We start from the raw sequence: 17,808 nt of genomic DNA on the forward strand, positions 1-17,808 counted from the left end.
GTAATTATTATAATTTTACCTGTCCTGCAGCTACTTTACTTGCAAGAACCAATGCATTGTATGCGTTTGCAATTTTACCAGATGTAGATATTTGATCTAATGTATCGCTTTTGTTACCCGCTGAGCCTAAAACAACTTTTGACTTTATAGGTAAACCAGATTGTAGAATTATTTTTTTAACCTGAGCAGCCGTTAGGCTTGGGTATTGAGACATAACTAAAGCGGCAATACCGGCAACACCAGGAGCAGCCATAGAAGTACCAGGAGAATATTCATATTCATTATTTGGGTAAGTAGAATAGATATCTGTACCCGGGGCAAAAACATCAACATTTATTTTACCGTAGTTAGAATAGCTAGCCACCAATTCAGAACCATATTTAGGATTTAAAGCACCAACTGTTATTACGTTGTCGGCAATTTCTGGTCCGTTATTTATTTGATCATTAGGAAAATTCGCATTGATAGGATCATCTAAATTAGCGCCATCATTACCAGCCGCATGAACAAAAAGCACATTGTTATCTGCTGCATATTTTATAGCATCATTAACCCATTCTGCATTCGGTGAAAAAGATTTTCCGAAACTACCATTTATTACACGAGCACCATTATCCACAGCATATCTAATACCTCTTGCAATATCTTTATCGTATTCATCACCATTAGGTACAGCTCTTATACTCATGATTGCAACGTTATTAGCAACCCCATTTACACCCTTATCGTTATTACGTTCTGCAGCGATAATACCTGCTACGTGGGTACCATGACTTTCATCATCAACCCTGTTCATAGGGTTTCCATTTCCGTAATTAACATCGGTAATATCATAGGCATCATCACCTACAGGCTCTCTACCATTAAAATCTTTATTTAAATTATAATTAAGTTGTTCTGTATAATAAGTAAGGCCATTTTTTAAATCTTTAAGTACATCTGGAATAGTTTCTTTAATTCCGAACATTTGATTTAATATGGCAACGTTACGTTGCATAGCTTCATCTGTTGCTTTTATGCTAGACAAATCTTGTTTGGTATAAACATCTTTCTTTAAATATTTTTGAACGTCTGCATCTGCATTTTTTACAGCTTGGTATATAGATTCATACTGTTCTTTACCTTGTAATGCTTCATTATATTTTGAGTCTAGTTTTGCTTTTGCTTTAGACAAGGTCGCTGCATCTCCAATATTTAAACGAAGCATACGAACATATTCTAATTGCTCATTGTAAGATTCACCTAAGAAGTTATACCCATGTATATCATCTATAAAGCCATTTCCGTCATCATCAATACCATTACCCGCTTTTTCATTAGTGTTGGTCCATAATACATTTACTAGGTCTTCATGGTTTAAATCAATACCAGAATCCAAAACAGCAACAATAGTTTTTGTTCCTTTTTTGTTTTTAATGATTTCTGAGTATGCTTTAGCAACACTCATACCCGGTATAGTGTCGGTAACCAAATCTAAATGTCCCCAGTTGTTTTTCTCGCTTGTGGTTAAGTCGGAAATTTTTAGAGGTGTTGTATCAATGTTTTCAACAGGGGTAAGTACCAAGCCGCTTCCACCTGCAGTTTTTGTACTTCCGCATCCAGTTAATATTGCTGCAATAGAAAGGGCAAAAATTGATTTAAAATATGTGTTTGTCATATGAGGGTAACTTTTAGTAAATGTTTATAGTTTGTGTTTATTAGTGTAATGTTAATTGAAGAGTTGATCAAATGTAAAAACTTGATCTAACCGCACACCTCTTTCTGTATGTTTTAAAGTACAAAGTTGATTATGTGCGTCATGTTCAAAGAATAGATAATAGTTATTTTCAACAGCTTCGTTTAGAAACAGCTCTTTTTCTGTCATAGTGATTAACGGTCTTGTGTCATAACCAATAACATATGGCAAAGGAATATGACCTACTGTAGGTATAAGATCTGCTACGTAAGCTATTGTCTTGCCTTGATAAGAAAATTGGGGTAGCATTTGTTTTTCTGTATGGCCATCAACAAAACGAATATCAAAACCGAGGAGGCTATTTTTTAAGAAACTTTCATTGGTGTGATCAATAAAGTTTAATTGACCACTTTCCTTCATTGGCATTAGATTTACTTTTAAAAATGATGCTTTCTCGCGTGGGTTTGGTTCTGTAGCCCATTTCCAATGCTTTTCATTGGTCCAGAATTTGGCATTTTTAAAAGCAGGTTCATACCCTGTTCTATTCTTGTTCCATTGAATGGCACCACCAACATGATCGAAATGAAGGTGAGTTAAAAAAACATCGGTTATATCATCTCTATGAAACCCGTGCTTTTTTAATGACGAGTCAATATTGAAATCTCCCCAACGGTAGTAGTATCCAAAAAATTGGTCAGATTGTTTATTGCCCATTCCGGTGTCAACTAAAATTAATCGATCACCGTCTTCAATTAAAAGACTTCTAGCTGCAATATCAATTAAATTATTATCGTCTGCGGGGTTTGTTCTTTGCCAAATGGTCTTTGGAACTACGCCAAACATAGCGCCACCATCTAGTTTAAAATTACCGGTTTCAACGGGATAAATTTTCATAAAGGGCAAAATAATAAAAGTGCATGTAATCTTAGAAATATTAAGAAGATATTATCATTTAACCATCAGATTATAAGGACAATTTTAATTTTGTACTTACTAAACTGAATTTAACAAGATAAAAGACTACGTGGACTTCAATGTCAAATTACATTAAAGTAATTAGTCTTCTGCAAGTAAATTCCCTATTTGATGATGAGCCAATGGTTTAGTTAAATGTTTTCTAACGACAGGGTATTGTTTTCCCTTGTCTGAATCTATTGAATCTATAGAAGAACTTAAAATATATATTTTACAATGGTTGGTAATTGAATCGGGCATTTTTTGATATTCATCTAAAAATTCGAACCCATTCATGCCTGGCATTTTAATATCAAGAAAAATTACATCTGGGTAAGCTTCGGTATTTTCCACTATACCGGTTAAATATTTTAAGGCATCTTGACCAGAGGTCATAGTGGTAATTTGAGAAATGTTATCCTCTTTTGAAATAATGGCTTTATTTATGAAATTATCCACATCGGAATCGTCTATCAATAAAATATTTATATCCTTGGTCATATTATAATCTACCTGATTCATTTGGTATTTTTAAAGTAAAAGTTGAACCTTCTCCAAGCTTTGATTTTACTTCTATTTTACCATTTAATTTTACAATTACTTCTTTAACAATATATAGCCCTATACCAGATCCCATAACTTTAGAAGAGACTCTGTAAAACATTTTAAAAATCTTTTCTAATTGATCTTTGGCCATACCAACACCATTATCCTTAATTTCAATGATTGCCTCTTTTTTGGTCGTTTTTACATTAATCCAAATTGAAGGTGAAACCTTATTCACATCATGATATTTAATAGCGTTTGATATAAAATTATTTAATAAAATTGAAATTCGTTTACTATCCGATACAAATTCGATGATTTCAACTACGCTAATTTCTATATTTATTTTACTGGTGTTTTCTAAATACCAGAAGCTTTCAAGCGACTGTTCAATTAAATTAGTAAAATTTATGGATTCTAGCTTAACCTGAACATGTTTATTTCGAGAATATTCAATTATATCTTTAATGAAGCTGTCTAACCTTTCAATTGATTTTTCCATCATGTTCATATGCTGAAAAAGTTTAGGGTCTATTTCCTCCATTTGTATTAAATGAATTAGACCTAGAACAGAAGATAATGGAGCCCTTAATTCATGAGAGGCACTATAAACAAAACTATCAAGTTCTGAGTTGGTTTTTTGAAGCTCAAAATATTGATTTTCTAAATTTCTCTCCGCTTCTCTTCTTTTAGAATCGTCAAAAATATTTACAAGATAACTTCTCTTTCCATTAAGATACAGAGGAGTCATAGATAGTAGAAGGGTTTTTTTGGTACCACATTCTAATTCAATTTTATATTCTTCATTTACAATTTCGCCTTCTTTATTAAGTTTTTTCCATAATCTTTCACGCTCATTTTCATTAATAATAATATCTCCATTCTCAAGCATTGTCTTACCAATAAGCTTACTTTTTGTAGTATTTAGAATATTGTATGCCATTTCATTAGCTTCAATAACTCTTCTTTCACTATCTAACATTAGCATACCTATTAAATTTGTTTGAAAGGCTTTTGAGAATTTCTCTTGACTTTCTTTGAGGGCTTCTTCAGCTAATACGCTTTTGGTAATATCCATTGCCGTACCACGGTATGTTATAGGCTCGTTATTTTCATTATAAACCAATTCTGAATATGCTAAAAAGTATTTAAACGATTTGTCTTTAAGCTGAATTCTATAAAAACTTGGTGTTGAATTGCCCTGGTCTTTCTTTTGTGCAAGTTTAGCATCCATGAGACCTACGTCTTCAGAATAGATTGTTTCCCGTATCAATTCTGGTGTCATAACAACACTTGGATCAATTTCATGTATTTCATACATTTCTTTTGACCATTCTACAACGTTGGTGTCCATTTCCCAATGCCAATACCCAAATTTTCCAATTCGTACTGCCGCATTCATTTTAGATTGCAGCGATAGTATTTCATTTTCAGCTTCTTTCTGTTTGGTAATATCTACAATAGTACCTCTATATTTTAAGGGTGATTTTTCTTTGTTGCGAACAACTTCCATTTCGGCAAGCAAATATTTTATTGTGCCATCTCTGTGTATTATTCTATATGACATGGAATAGTTATCAATGTCTTCACTTATATTATATACTAACTTACTGTGTTTCTCTAAATCATCAGGGTGTATTAAAGTTTCTACAAACGACAAGGTTATTTCTGTTCCTGGATCAACATCATATATTTCAAATAACCTAGGAGACCAATAAAGAATTTTTGTAAAAAAATCATAATCCCAATACCCTATTTTACCAATACGCATGGCAATATCCATCTTGTCCTTGAGCTCTATAATCTCAAAATCGGCTTCTTTTTCTTTAGTAATATCAATTACGGTACCCCTAAAGTTAACGGCCATATTATCTGGATCTCTAATAACTTCAACCTCCACCATCAGATGTTTTATAGAACCATCAGTAACAATTATTCTGTACGTAAATGCATGTGTGCTTTTTTCTATTATTAAATCTCTAACGTTTTGGCGGTGTTTTTCTACATCATCTGGATGAATTATTGTTTCTAAGAATGGAATTGTTAGTACGTTATCTGGGGCAATATCATAAATAGTATACATTAGTGGGGAACAGATAAATGTTTCTGTTTTTATATCGAAATCCCAATATCCTATTTTACCAATTCTAATAGCTGCATTCATTTTGCCCTGCAGTTCTAGAATTTCTTTTTGTGATTTTTTACGTTCGGTAAGATCAAACCCTATAGACCCAATACCTATAGGTTCATTAGTAGTTTTATCTTTTATTATGAAACCCGAAAACTCTAATGGAATAGATGTATTGGTTTTAAAATTTATTAGTGGAGCTTCACCGGTCCACAATCCTTTTTCCATAATTGTTGGCAGATGTTCATTGATAACAACATCTCTATAATTTTCTGGGAACAAATCAAATATTGTTGCGGTTTTTAAATCGAAATTGCGAGGTAGGTTAATCATTTTTTTACCTGCGTCATTCATAAAAAGCGGCTTACCATCTATGGTAGCTAGACCAATAAATCCAGGACTATTTTCAATTACAGATATAAGTTTTTGTTTTTCCTGATTTTCTTTTTTTCTATGGGTGATGTCTCTAAAATATATTGATAATCCATTTGTGGAGGGGTAAATGTGATTTTCAATCCACCGATCTGCTTTGGGATGATATTGTTCAAAATATGTGTAAACTTGCCTTGCCATTGCACCTTTGAACATGGCGTAAGCTTCTGTGTTTTTAAAATCGGGGTATTCGTCCCAAACATTTTTCCCTAGCATTTCATTAACATCCATGCCAACGATTTTGGCCGCCTTTGCATTAATGTCAACAAAATTCCATTCATTATCAAAAGCAACAAAGGCATCTGAAATTCGCTCTGTAAACTGTTTATATTTTTTCTCGCTCTTTAGCGTAGCTAAATTTGCATTATAAGCTTCCGTTTGGTCTATATAAGTTCTTAAGCTAAATTTTTTACCTAAATATTCATATGGTTCTATAGAGGTGACTAAATGAAGTTTTTTACCGTTCTTGGCCGTAAATTCAACCTCTATTTTATCTACTTGGTTAGAATTTGTAAAGACATTTAAATTAGGATTCTTTTTAAGTGCTTCTTCAAAATTCATTAAACCTAATTCTGAAATTGTTTTACCTCTTACTTCCTCTAACATGTAACCCGTTAAATTTAAAAAATAAGAATTAGCATCTACAAAACGGTTATTGTGGTCTTTAATGACCATACCTACAAAACGATTATTATAAGCTTTACTGAATTTCGCTAAATTTTCTTCGGCAATTAGTTCAAGTTCTTTTCTTTCGGTAATATCTCTTATAATACCTAAAACCGCATTTTCATTTAATTTTTTGGCGCTTACCTCCCCATAAAACGGAGTGCCATCTTTTCTTATAAAATTACGCTCTGAACGAATGGTGTTGCCTTCTTTTAATTTAAAAAAACGAGATGGAAGTTGAATTGAATCTTCGGCAGAAACAAGATCCTTTAAGTTTTTGGTCAACAATTGTTCTTTAGTATAACCAAACATTTGAACACCATAAGGGTTGATGTCCAATACGTTTCCACTAAAATCGCTTAGGATAATACAATCGGAAGCCTCTTCTATTAATAGACGATATCTATCTTGACTTGATTTTAACAGTGCTGTTTTCTCATCTACCAGTTTGTTTAATTTTGCCGGCTGCCTCATCAAAAACCAAGACAGAATCCCACAAACTAGAGATAATAAAAAACCTAAAATTGAAAATAGAATAGATGTTGAATACGAACTGTTGTTATTTGAAAAAACATATAGTTTCCATTCTCCTTGGCTTGCTATAAGTGGAACAGATACTGCTTCATTCTTATTAATGTCCTGAGAAGCGTAAAAGGTCTCTTCAGAATTATCTGGATTGATTTTAACTAGTTGATAAGAGAATGGAGCTTCTTTAACAGTATCTATTTGTATTTCATTAATTACGGTTGTTAAACGTACAACGGCTGCTACAAAACCATTGAATTCACCTTCTTTATATAGAGGTCTTCTTCCAATAATACCAGAGCCACCTTGTCTTAAATATATAGGTCCGGCGGTGTAATAATCTCCTTTTTCAAGAGTGGTCCTTGCTCCAAATTTATTGTCTGGATCGTTTAAAATGTTAAGACCTAATACTTCATTTCCTTCTAATGGATAAACATGGGTAATTACTCCATCACTATTTACTAACTCAAGAGCATCAATACTTTTGTTACTATTTAAAAGTAATTGCGCAACGCTATCGAAATTATCTGGCACTCCATATTGTTCGACAATAAAGGATAGAGTTTGTGTGACATAAAAGCTTTGACTCAATACATTCTGTAAGTCTATTTTTAAGTTTGAAACTCTTTGTTCTATTTCTTGTCTTTCTGTCTTTTGATGAAGTTGGTGTTTTTGAAAGGCAATGAACTGGGTAATAATTAGCACAAGAAAAAACGCTAAAAAACCGTATAAAAAGGGGTTTTTAAAAACGGAACTCTTTTCGGGTTCAGATATTTTTGGTTTTTTCAATTATACCTGTGGTTTACTAGGTTTATTATTTAGTTCTACTTTACCATACAAGTTGTGTGGCTGTTTTTGGTAGATTACAAAAGACATCCCCCTAAAGAAGAATAAATAACAATTGAAATCATTTTACCTTAAACAATATTCGGTTGAGTTTTGGGGAGCTATGCTAAGTTAAATAAGTATTGTTTAAAATGGCGTATTTTCTTCGTCTTTTGTAAGATAAAAATGTAGTGTAATAAGCACACTTAACAATTGTATATTAAAGGTTTACGTTTTTAAAAAGTATATATACTTGCTTTATACTCATAAAAAATATAAGTGAAGTATTTCTAAAGCATTCAAAATTATATTAATAATTAATGAAATTGTGTTCAGCTTTTATATTGAAACACTCTCAGATAATAGTTGATTGAGTTTTTTTCCAAAGTAAAGCATATCCTTAATCTCCTTAACGCTTAATAGTCGCTCTTTCTTTAGAATCAGAATAGCATTACCATTGGTTTCAATATGGTAGTAGGGGTTACTTTCTAAAAATAGAATTAACTCGTCTGTAAATAAATCTTGAATATCTGTTTTATGCTCACCGCTTAAGAAAAAACGCTTGTTAAAATCCGGATGGTTTTCTAGTTCAATATCCTCAAATCCTGCCATTCCATATACAAAATCCAAAAGGCCTTCTTTGTCCAAAGAAAATACAGGTATAGTTTGCTTTAATTTAATATGTAAGATGGTGGTTTTAACAATTTCTTTGGCGATAAACTCCCCTTCATTAAACTCTACATCAAATAAATGAAAGGTTTTAGAATCATCATAAAAACTATTGTAGAAATAAGGAACTCTTCTGTTTTTAAAGAATATGAATTTATTTAAAAACTTAGTTTTATCTGACCTTTTTGGCTCATAAGACCACTTGTATTCTTTGGCCAATGTTTTTAATAATCGTTGCCTTTTAGTAAAGTATTTTTCAATGGAACCAATTTTACTAAACGGTAATAATTTACGAATAGCAAAGGGATGTTTAGAGTCTGCGCCATGCTTGTCAAGTCCAATAATTTCAATGCTTCCCTCTTTTTTACTAAACGTATCTACGTAGTTTTCTAATCCTTCCATAACTGTATGATCTACAAAACTGCATAGCGAAAAATCTAAGATTACATTTTCGTTCTCTGGGATAATGTCAAGCTTGTTTTTTAATTTATAGAAATTAAGAAAAGTGGCAAAATACTTAATGCTTATATAGTAGTTGCCAGCGTCCTTTTCCTTGAACATTAATATGTTTGGTTTGGCCAGATGATTTACAAAAAGGGAGATACTTCTGTTTAAAACTACATGTATAATAAACGTAACTAAAATACCTATTGCAATTCCCGTTATTAAGTTGGTAAACAGCGTAGTTAGTAATGTAGCCAAAAATATAATAATCTGCTCTTTACCAATAAGAGCTATTTTTTGTAGGTTTTTTGGCGTTGCAAGTTTGTAACCGGTATATACTAGTATCGCTGCCAAAGCAGCCAATGGTATACGTCTTAATTGGTCTTGAAATAGCAATACGAAAATGACTAAGAAAAGCGCATGAAAAATATTGGCAGACTTATTGGTTGCTCCGTTATTTACGTTTACTGAGCTTCTAGCTATAACGGTAACGACATTTAAACCACCTACCAAACCACTAAGAGAAGTAGCTAAACCAAGTGCTTTAAGATCTTTATTTACATTAGACCGTCTTCTTTCTGGATCTAGTTTATCAACAGCTTTTATGCTTAATAAAGATTCTATACTGGCAATAAGGGTAATAGCAAAAACTGTCATTATAAAATCAATTTCCAGTGCTTTTGAAAAATCTGGAAAAGCCAAATTAGATAATACGTTATCTGGGATATTAACCAAAAACTTATCTTCTAATGGGTATGGTAAGTCTAACGACACAAAAATATAACTAAAGCTTACGGATAGGATTAGAATCCACATAGGAGCGGGAATCAAGTGTAGATACTTGTTTCTAATTTTAGAATAATTTGCCATAATTAAAAGTGCAATTACACCAATAATTGCAGCTATAAATTCTTCTATATGAAAGTTTTGATAGAGATCTATTAAGCCTTCAGGAATCTGCATTAAAAGCTGAACAATACTACCATGTTCATTATTATGCCCAATCATTATATGAAACTGCTTGGCCAATATACCCAACCCAATTGCTGCTAGCATACCTTCAATAGCAGATGCCGGAAAAAAATCTGCTAATCGTCCCATTTTAAGAAAACCTAAAATCAGCATCAATATTCCAGAGAAAACAATGGCAGCAAGTGTAAATAGATATCCCTCATAGAGATCTCCTCCGCCTAGCGTTGTAATAGCTCCCAATAGAACAATTACCAAACCATTCCCTGGTCCGGTTATAGTTACATTAGAACTTCCTAATAGCGCAACGACCACATCGCCAACTACAGCGGCTATTATACCTGAAATAGGAGGAGCCTCACTAGCAAGAGCCAGTCCTAAGCCTAAAGGAAGGGCAATTAGTGAAACAACAAATCCAGAAAATAAATTCTTAGGAAGCGTTGAAATGAAGCTTGCTTTTTTATTTTTTTTAGCTATCAAATCTATTTTCTAAAAATTAATAAATCGGTTGGTAAATCAGAAAGAATATATTCGATGTCATGGGGAAAAATGCGATGCCAAATACTTGTTTTAATAGGGGCGTTCATAACTAATAAATCAGCTCTGACCACTTCTGCATAGTGCCCTATAGAGTAACCTCTTTTACCAAAAATACTTTGTGTTTTTACTTTAATTCCTTTGGTGATATTTTTGGGTAATGCACCTACTATGTTATTTACCCTAGAGTCTTCTCTATGCCTTAAGCGTTGTTTTATAATGTTAGCTTTATTTAATGAGCGATCATCTTCAACAGCAATATGAATCTCTTTTGTGTGGATTTCTTCTACAATGGTAATTTGTTGTGCACCTAATAGATTAGAAACATAAAAAGCATGTTCAATAGCCAAGGGTGTTTCAGGAGCGTCTAACCCATTTACCACTACATGCTTACAGGGCACTCTTTTTTCAGTAGGTTTTATCAGTAATAGCACAGAGCAATTTACTTTTCTAGTAAGTTTTCTAGCAATTGAACCAACATAAAATTGAAATTTATTTTCATGTTGAAGGGCTCCTAAAATCAGTAAATCTATCTTAAGATCCAAACAGGCTTTCGTAATTACGGTCTCAGGGTTACCTTCTTTCCATATTACTTCAATAAAACTGTCAATATATTCTGTTTCAGAAATAATTTCATCAATTTTGGCAGACTTCTCAGCGGTTTTTTCACCTACATGAAGTAAAATAAGTTTGCAGTTTAAGTAATATGCAATACGTGTAGATTCTAATATATTTACCTTTAGAGAAGGGGAAAATGCAAAGCCGAATAAAATGAGGTTATATAACTTGATAAGTGAATGGTTATTAGGTTGTGTCTTCCAAGGTAAGGCTAATTAATAAGAAGTATGAGCAACCCCCTTAAATCAAGCAATTAAAATAGCTGCTCATGGCTTTGAATTTTATGAGATATAATGCTGTTTAATTGTTATTTTTATCCAAAACTAATTAAATGATAGAGCTTGCTGGAATTATCATTTTGGGTATACTTGCTCAATGGGTTGCATGGCGATTAAAATTGCCGGCTATTTTACCTCTAATTCTTATAGGATTAATTGTAGGTCCGTTGTCCACTTTATATACCGAAGATGGATCTAAACTTATAGAACCAATTTGGAATGGAAACAATGGTTTGTTTCCTGGCGAAAGTTTATACTACTTTGTATCGTTAGCTATAAGTATAATTTTATTCGAAGGAGGTTTAACCTTAAAGCGATCAGAGATACGCAACATTGGTCCAGTTATAACCAAACTAATAACACTTGGTAGTTTAACTACATTTTTTGGAGCCTCTTTGGCTGCATATTTTTTATTCGGACTCTCGTGGCAACTTTGTTTCTTGTTTTCTGCTTTGATTATCGTAACAGGACCTACCGTTATCACCCCTATTTTAAGAAATATTCCACTTAAAAAGGATGTTTCGGCAATTTTAAAATGGGAGGGAATTTTAATTGATCCTATAGGTGCATTGGCTGCGGTTTTGGTGTATGAGTTTATTAGTGTAGGTGAAGGTCAGGCATATACACTTACGGCACTGATAGAGTTTGGAAAAATTCTGTTATTTGGTTTTACCTTCGGATTTACTTTTGCCCATGCGCTTACATTCTTAATTAAAAAGAGTTTCATTCCGCATTATTTATTAAACGTGGTATCCCTTTCTGTGGTGTTGGGGGTTTTTGTAATGTCTGATGTTTTTGCACATGAATCTGGTCTTTTAGCAGTTGTGGTTATGGGTATGGTAATGGGGAACACAAACTTGCCAAACATTAAAGAGTTGCTTTATTTTAAAGAATCATTGAGTATTCTTCTAATATCAATATTATTCATATTATTGGCGGCTAACATCAATATAGCAGACTTAGAGTTAATATACACTTGGAAAACAATAGCATTATTCCTGTCCATCGTATTAATAATTAGACCATTGGGAGTGTTTTTGAGTTCTATTGGTTCTAATTTAAAATTAAATGAAAAACTGTTTATTAGTTGGGTAGGGCCAAGAGGTATTGTAGCGGCAGGGATAGCATCGCTTTTTGGATCAAAATTACTGTCTAGGGGAGAAGCTGGTGCAGAATATATTACTCCTTTAGTATTTATGATTGTTTTAGGTACAGTATTGTTAAATGCGACTACCGCTAGAATTTTTGCAAAACTAGTTGGTGTTTTTCTTAATAAGTCTGAAGGGATATTGATTTTAGGAGCTTCTAAAGTATCTCGATTAATTGGAGATTATTTACATAAAAATGATAGACATGTAGTGCTTATTGACAACAATCAATCTAACATCGAAAAGGCGAATAAATTAGGATTAGAGGCGATTTCAGCCAATATATATTCTGATAATCTAACCGATAATATAGAGCTTAACGATATAGGTTATTTAATGGCTTTGACCCCAAATTCTGATATAAATAGATATGCCATAGATAAGTTTCAAGACGTATTTGGCGAGAATGGTTCTTTTAGGTTAGTTGATACAGATGAAATGGGAGACCCAGAAAACAACCCTAAAGAAGGATTATTTTCACATACCGATGATTTTATCAAATTGACAGAAGCGGCAAGAAAATATCCTTCAATACACGAAATTGAACTTCATGATACAGAGCATTATGAAGGCTTAATAGAAATAACAAAGGCTGATGCTGACATTGTGCCGTTATTTTTAATAGATCCAGATGGAGATATTCAAATTATAACTGCTTTCAGTAAAGACTTTACCGACATTCAAAAAGGATACAAATTGGCTTATTTAGGTAAAATGTTCCCTATGGAAGACCCTGATAAAGAAGAGGTCAACGACAATACGAAATAACCACAAAGTTCTTTTCATTTGTAATACCATAGAATAATTTCTATGGTATTTTCATATTTGCTCATTTTAAGGTCATGAGCAGATTTTTACTTTATATTACAACAGCTATCTAATTAAAGCAAAACTCAACAGATGAAGAGGTTTTTAGAAAATTGGCCTGCCAAAGAAATTAAAGTATATTACGGGAGTGCTAGTCATTTAATTTTAGAACAGCCATAAACGCCTCTTGTGGAATTTCTACATTACCAACCTGACGCATTCGTTTTTTACCTTTTTTCTGTTTTTCCAAAAGCTTTCTTTTACGAGAAATATCACCACCATAACATTTAGCGGTTACATCTTTACGTAAAGCTTTTATTGTTTCTCTAGAAATAATTTTAGAACCAATTGCTGCTTGGATAGGAATATCAAACTGTTGCCTTGGTATTAATTCTTTTAGTTTCTCACACATTTTTTTACCAATGGTAGTAGCACTATCAAAATGTATTAATGCGGAAAGTGCATCAACCGGTTGTGCGTTTAAAAGAATATCTACACGAACCAATTTAGATTCGCGCATTCCAATTGGAGTATAATCGAAAGAAGCATACCCTTTAGAAACCGTTTTAAGGCGATCGTAGAAATCAAATACTATTTCCGCCAGTGGCATATCAAAATTTAGCTCAACACGCTCCGTAGTCAGATAAGTTTGATTGGTAATCAACCCTCTTTTTTCTATACAAAGAGACATCACATTACCAACAAAATCAGATTTGGTAATAATGGTTGCTTTAATATATGGTTCCTCTACACGATCTATTGTTGATGGATCGGGTAAATCCGTAGGGTTATTGACAATCAGGGGAACATCAGGGTCTTTACGTGTAAAGGCGTGATAACTAACGTTGGGTACCGTTGTAATAACGGTCATATCAAACTCACGCTCTAAACGCTCTTGAATGATTTCCATGTGTAACATTCCTAAGAATCCACAACGAAAACCGAAACCTAAGGCAGCACTACTTTCAGCAGCGAAAACTAAAGAAGCATCGTTTAATTGTAATTTTTCCATTGAAGACCTTAACTCTTCAAAATCTTCGGTGTCAACAGGATATATACCTGCAAATACCATTGGTTTTACATCTTCAAAACCAGCAATTGCATTTGTGGTTGGGTGAGCAGAATCAGTAATTGTATCACCTACTTTTACTTCACGTGCATCTTTAATACCAGTAATTAAATAACCAACATCACCGGCATGAATTTCTTTCTTTGGATGTTGCGTTAATTTTAAAGTACCTACCTCATCGGCAAAATAACTTTTATCGGTTGCAACGAATTTTATTTTTTGTCCTTTTTTTATAGATCCATTTACTACTCTAAAATAGGTTTCAACCCCTCTAAAAGGATTGTAAACAGAATCAAACACAAGTGCTTGTAAAGCTTCATCTGGGTTTCCTTTTGGAGCGGGTACCCTTTCAATAATTGCGCTTAGTATTTCTTCGATACCTATACCTGTTTTTGCACTGGCAGGTATTACATCTTCAGCTTTACAGCCTAAAAGATCAACTATATCATCTGTTACCTCTTCTGGGTTTGCACTAGGTAAATCTACCTTGTTCAAAACAGGAATTATCTCTAAATCATTTTCTAAAGCCAAGTACAGGTTAGAAATGGTCTGTGCCTGTATACTTTGTGCCGCATCTACAACCAACAATGCACCTTCACAAGCCGCTATTGATCTAGAAACTTCATATGAAAAATCAACGTGACCAGGAGTGTCAATTAAATTAAGAATATATTGTTCACCCTTATAAGTATAGTCCATTTGTATGGCATGACTTTTAATGGTGATACCACGTTCTCTCTCAAGATCCATACTGTCAAGTAATTGCTCCTTTTTCTCTCGATCGGTAACAGAACCAGTAAATTCTAACAGTCTGTCTGCCAAGGTGCTTTTACCATGGTCAATATGTGCAATAATGCAGAAATTTCTAATGTTTTTCATAGCGGTAACAGTAATAATAATGCCAATTTATATTAGAAATAATGCCCGGCACTAAAGAGCAATTGCAAATATAATCTAATTTATATCGCTAAGCTTTAGTGTGGTTGCCTAATTATTGTTGTCTAGATTACTTTGGATTACATATATTGTAAAGGATTACAACGTTTTTTTAATTAGATTTGACTATCAACCCCAAATTGCCTTTGAAACTAATAATTGCTATTTTATTCTTTACCATAGGGTTATCTCATTATGGACATAGCCAAACCTTTGAACTTAAAGGTGAGGTTAAAGACCAATATCAAGAACCCGTAGCTTTTGCTTCTATTTTTCTACTTACAGTAACAGATTCTGTATTGGTAAAAGGTACTTCTGCCGATGAAAATGGAGTTTTTTTATTTTCAGATATTGCTGAAGGGCTATATTTTTTAAAGGCATCTTACGTTGGTCAAATGTCAGATAATTTACCTATTGAGATTTTAAAAGACACTAAAATTGGAGCCTTAATTTTAGAACAACATATAGAAGAGCTTAACGAAGTAACCATTGTAAGCAATAAGCCCGTGGTAGAACGTAAGGTAGATCGTATTGTTTTTAATGTGGAAAACACAGTGCTTTCTCAGAATAGTTCTTGGGATATCTTAAGCCAAACACCTGGAGTTATTGTTATGAACGATGACCTAAAAGTTAGAAACCAAGCTACTACAGTATATATTAATAACCGAAAAGTTCAATTATCTGCAGAAGAGGTAAGAAGTCTTCTAGAAAATTACCAGGGCGAGAATATAAAATCGGTAGAGGTTATTCATAATCCACCAGCAAGTTATGATGCCGAAGGAGGTTCAATTTTAAATATTGTTACCAGTAAAAATCTATCAATAGGCTACAAGGGCAATGTTAATGCAGGGTATACACAAGGTGTATTTCCTAAATATAATTTTGGCACTTCTCATTTTTATAAGACCAAGAAGTTAAACCTAAATGCCAGTTATAATTATGCTCCTAAAAAGGAGTATAAGAACACTATAAATAACACAAATTTTATGGACGACAGCGGTATTGTTTCTATTTGGGATACTGATTTTGACCAAGTGATTAGAAGTAATAACCATAGTGCTGGTCTTGTTGTTGATTATGAATTTGATGATAAGAATTCTCTTAGTTTAACTAGTAATGCACAATTTCAGCCAAAGCGAGATGCAGATTTTTTTCAAGAGACAACAATTAAAAATGGCGCGGGAGTTCTAGATTCTATTTTTAACACCAACAGCTTTTTTAATGAAAAAAAGAATAACATTTCGGGCGACCTTACTTTTAAACATCAATTTAAAAATCAAGGAAATATAACTGCAAATGCGCACTATACCTATTTCGACTTAGATCGTAACCAAAATGTTAATTCCAATTATTTTCGACCTAGTGGTTCTTTTTTACGCGATTTCAATTTCTCTACCCTTGCAGATCAACAAATAGATATAAAGACGGCGCAATTAGATTATACTGATTATTTAGGTAGTGTATTTTTTGAAACGGGCGTAAAAGGTTCTTTTATTGATTCTGAAAGTAGATTAGATTATTTTTTACAGAATAACGGTACAGAATTTATACCTAATTTATCTGATGATTATACCTATGATGAAAGTGTTTATGCTGGTTATTTTAGCTTATCAAAAGATTGGGAAAAATGGAGCTTAAAAACAGGTCTTAGGGCAGAGCAGACAGAAAGTTCTGGGTTATCTGTAAATGTTGCTGATATGAATAAGTTAAGTTATTTTGAACTTTTTCCTTCATTATATGTTCTTCATAATATTAATGAGCATCATAGCTTATCTTTTGATTATGCTAGAAAAGTACAAAGACCTAGATATGAAGATTTAAATCCTTTTAGAACCTATATAAACGAACGAACTTTTAAAGAAGGCAATCCTAATTTAACACCTAGTTTTAGCCACAATCTTAACTTAAACTATACACTTAATCAAGAATACTTTTTTGACTTCTATTATCGTGATAATGGAATGTATATTTCTACGCTCACTTTTCAGGACAATGATAATTTTGTTTTAAGAGACATTACTCAAAACGTTCTAGAAAGCACATCGTATGGTTTTGATTTTACATACGGTAAATCGATAACGAACAATTGGTATTTGTATAGCTATATTTCCATTTTTCATGAAGATGAATCTTTTATTGCTCTACAAAGCGATGAATTTTCTTATAAGAATAGTTTAAATGGAGCGTACGTTGATCTTACCAATTATATTACACTTTCTAAAGATGGTAGTTTTAAAGGAGAATTGGGACTTACTTATCTCTCTGGTTTTTTGCAAGGCTCATTTATACAAGAAGAATCTACCAACCTAACCGTAGGTCTTAGAAAATCTTTTTTAAAAAATAGAGCAGTACTTAGTATTAGCGCTAATGATCTTTTAAATAAAAGCAATGCGTTTGTTTCTTCTAAATATTTAAACCAAGACAACGGTTATTTAACGGTTCCAGAAACCCAATATGTAAAGTTCGGCTTTACCTACAACTTTGGTAATTTTCGTCTAGAAGACAACCAACGTGATATTGAAAAAATAGAGCGCGAACGCCTTGAATAGAGCTAAAATATTCGTAGTCAGTACGTTATTTAT

The 17,808-nt window shown here is 32.9% G+C and carries 9 protein-coding genes; 2 read left to right on the forward strand and 7 right to left on the reverse strand.

Going from position 1 to position 17,808, the window contains the following annotated elements:
* Window positions 1-7: 7 nt before the first annotated feature.
* The 6 genes from P178_RS0106915 to P178_RS0106945 form a co-directional block, all read right to left on the reverse strand.
* Entirely contained in the window at window positions 8-1,657 is a 1,650-nt protein-coding gene (locus tag P178_RS0106915; protein WP_027065529.1) for a S8 family peptidase, read from the reverse strand.
* Between the two features lie 51 nt (window positions 1,658-1,708).
* A complete protein-coding gene (locus P178_RS0106920; protein WP_027065530.1) occupies window positions 1,709-2,569 on the reverse strand; it encodes an MBL fold metallo-hydrolase in 861 nt (286 codons plus the stop codon).
* 162 nt (window positions 2,570-2,731) lie between these two features.
* The gene (locus P178_RS0106925; RefSeq protein WP_051638194.1) at window positions 2,732-3,151 is read right to left on the reverse strand and encodes a response regulator; all 420 of its coding nucleotides are present in this window, start codon (window positions 3,149-3,151) and stop codon (window positions 2,732-2,734) included.
* A complete protein-coding gene (locus P178_RS22585; protein WP_081819399.1) occupies window positions 3,132-7,715 on the reverse strand; it encodes a PAS domain S-box protein in 4,584 nt (1,527 codons plus the stop codon). The genes P178_RS0106925 and P178_RS22585 overlap by 20 nt, the downstream gene beginning before the upstream one ends.
* A 375-nt stretch (window positions 7,716-8,090) precedes the next feature.
* On the reverse strand, window positions 8,091-10,313 hold the full coding sequence (locus tag P178_RS0106940; RefSeq protein WP_081819400.1) for a SulP family inorganic anion transporter: 2,223 nt from the start codon (window positions 10,311-10,313) through the stop codon (window positions 8,091-8,093).
* Between the two features lie 2 nt (window positions 10,314-10,315).
* The gene (locus P178_RS0106945) at window positions 10,316-11,161 is read right to left on the reverse strand and encodes a universal stress protein (RefSeq protein WP_027065534.1); all 846 of its coding nucleotides are present in this window, start codon (window positions 11,159-11,161) and stop codon (window positions 10,316-10,318) included.
* 158 nt (window positions 11,162-11,319) lie between these two features.
* On the opposite strand from P178_RS0106945, the gene P178_RS0106950 reads away from it, so the two are divergent.
* The gene (locus tag P178_RS0106950; protein WP_027065535.1) at window positions 11,320-13,182 is read left to right on the forward strand and encodes a cation:proton antiporter; all 1,863 of its coding nucleotides are present in this window, start codon (window positions 11,320-11,322) and stop codon (window positions 13,180-13,182) included.
* A gap of 190 nt (window positions 13,183-13,372) precedes the next feature.
* Here P178_RS0106950 and lepA read toward each other — a convergent pair whose 3' ends face one another.
* Window positions 13,373-15,169: a translation elongation factor 4 gene (gene lepA / locus P178_RS0106955; RefSeq protein WP_027065536.1), complete on the reverse strand. Its 1,797-nt coding sequence runs from the start codon at window positions 15,167-15,169 to the stop codon at window positions 13,373-13,375.
* Window positions 15,170-15,372: 203 nt separating this feature from the next.
* On the opposite strand from lepA, the gene P178_RS0106960 reads away from it, so the two are divergent.
* A complete protein-coding gene (locus P178_RS0106960) occupies window positions 15,373-17,775 on the forward strand; it encodes an outer membrane beta-barrel family protein (protein ID WP_051638268.1) in 2,403 nt (800 codons plus the stop codon).
* The last annotated feature ends 33 nt before the right edge of the window (window positions 17,776-17,808 follow it).

The organism is Maribacter sp. Hel_I_7 (assembly GCF_000688315.1).
GTDB lineage: Bacteria > Bacteroidota > Bacteroidia > Flavobacteriales > Flavobacteriaceae > Maribacter > Maribacter stanieri.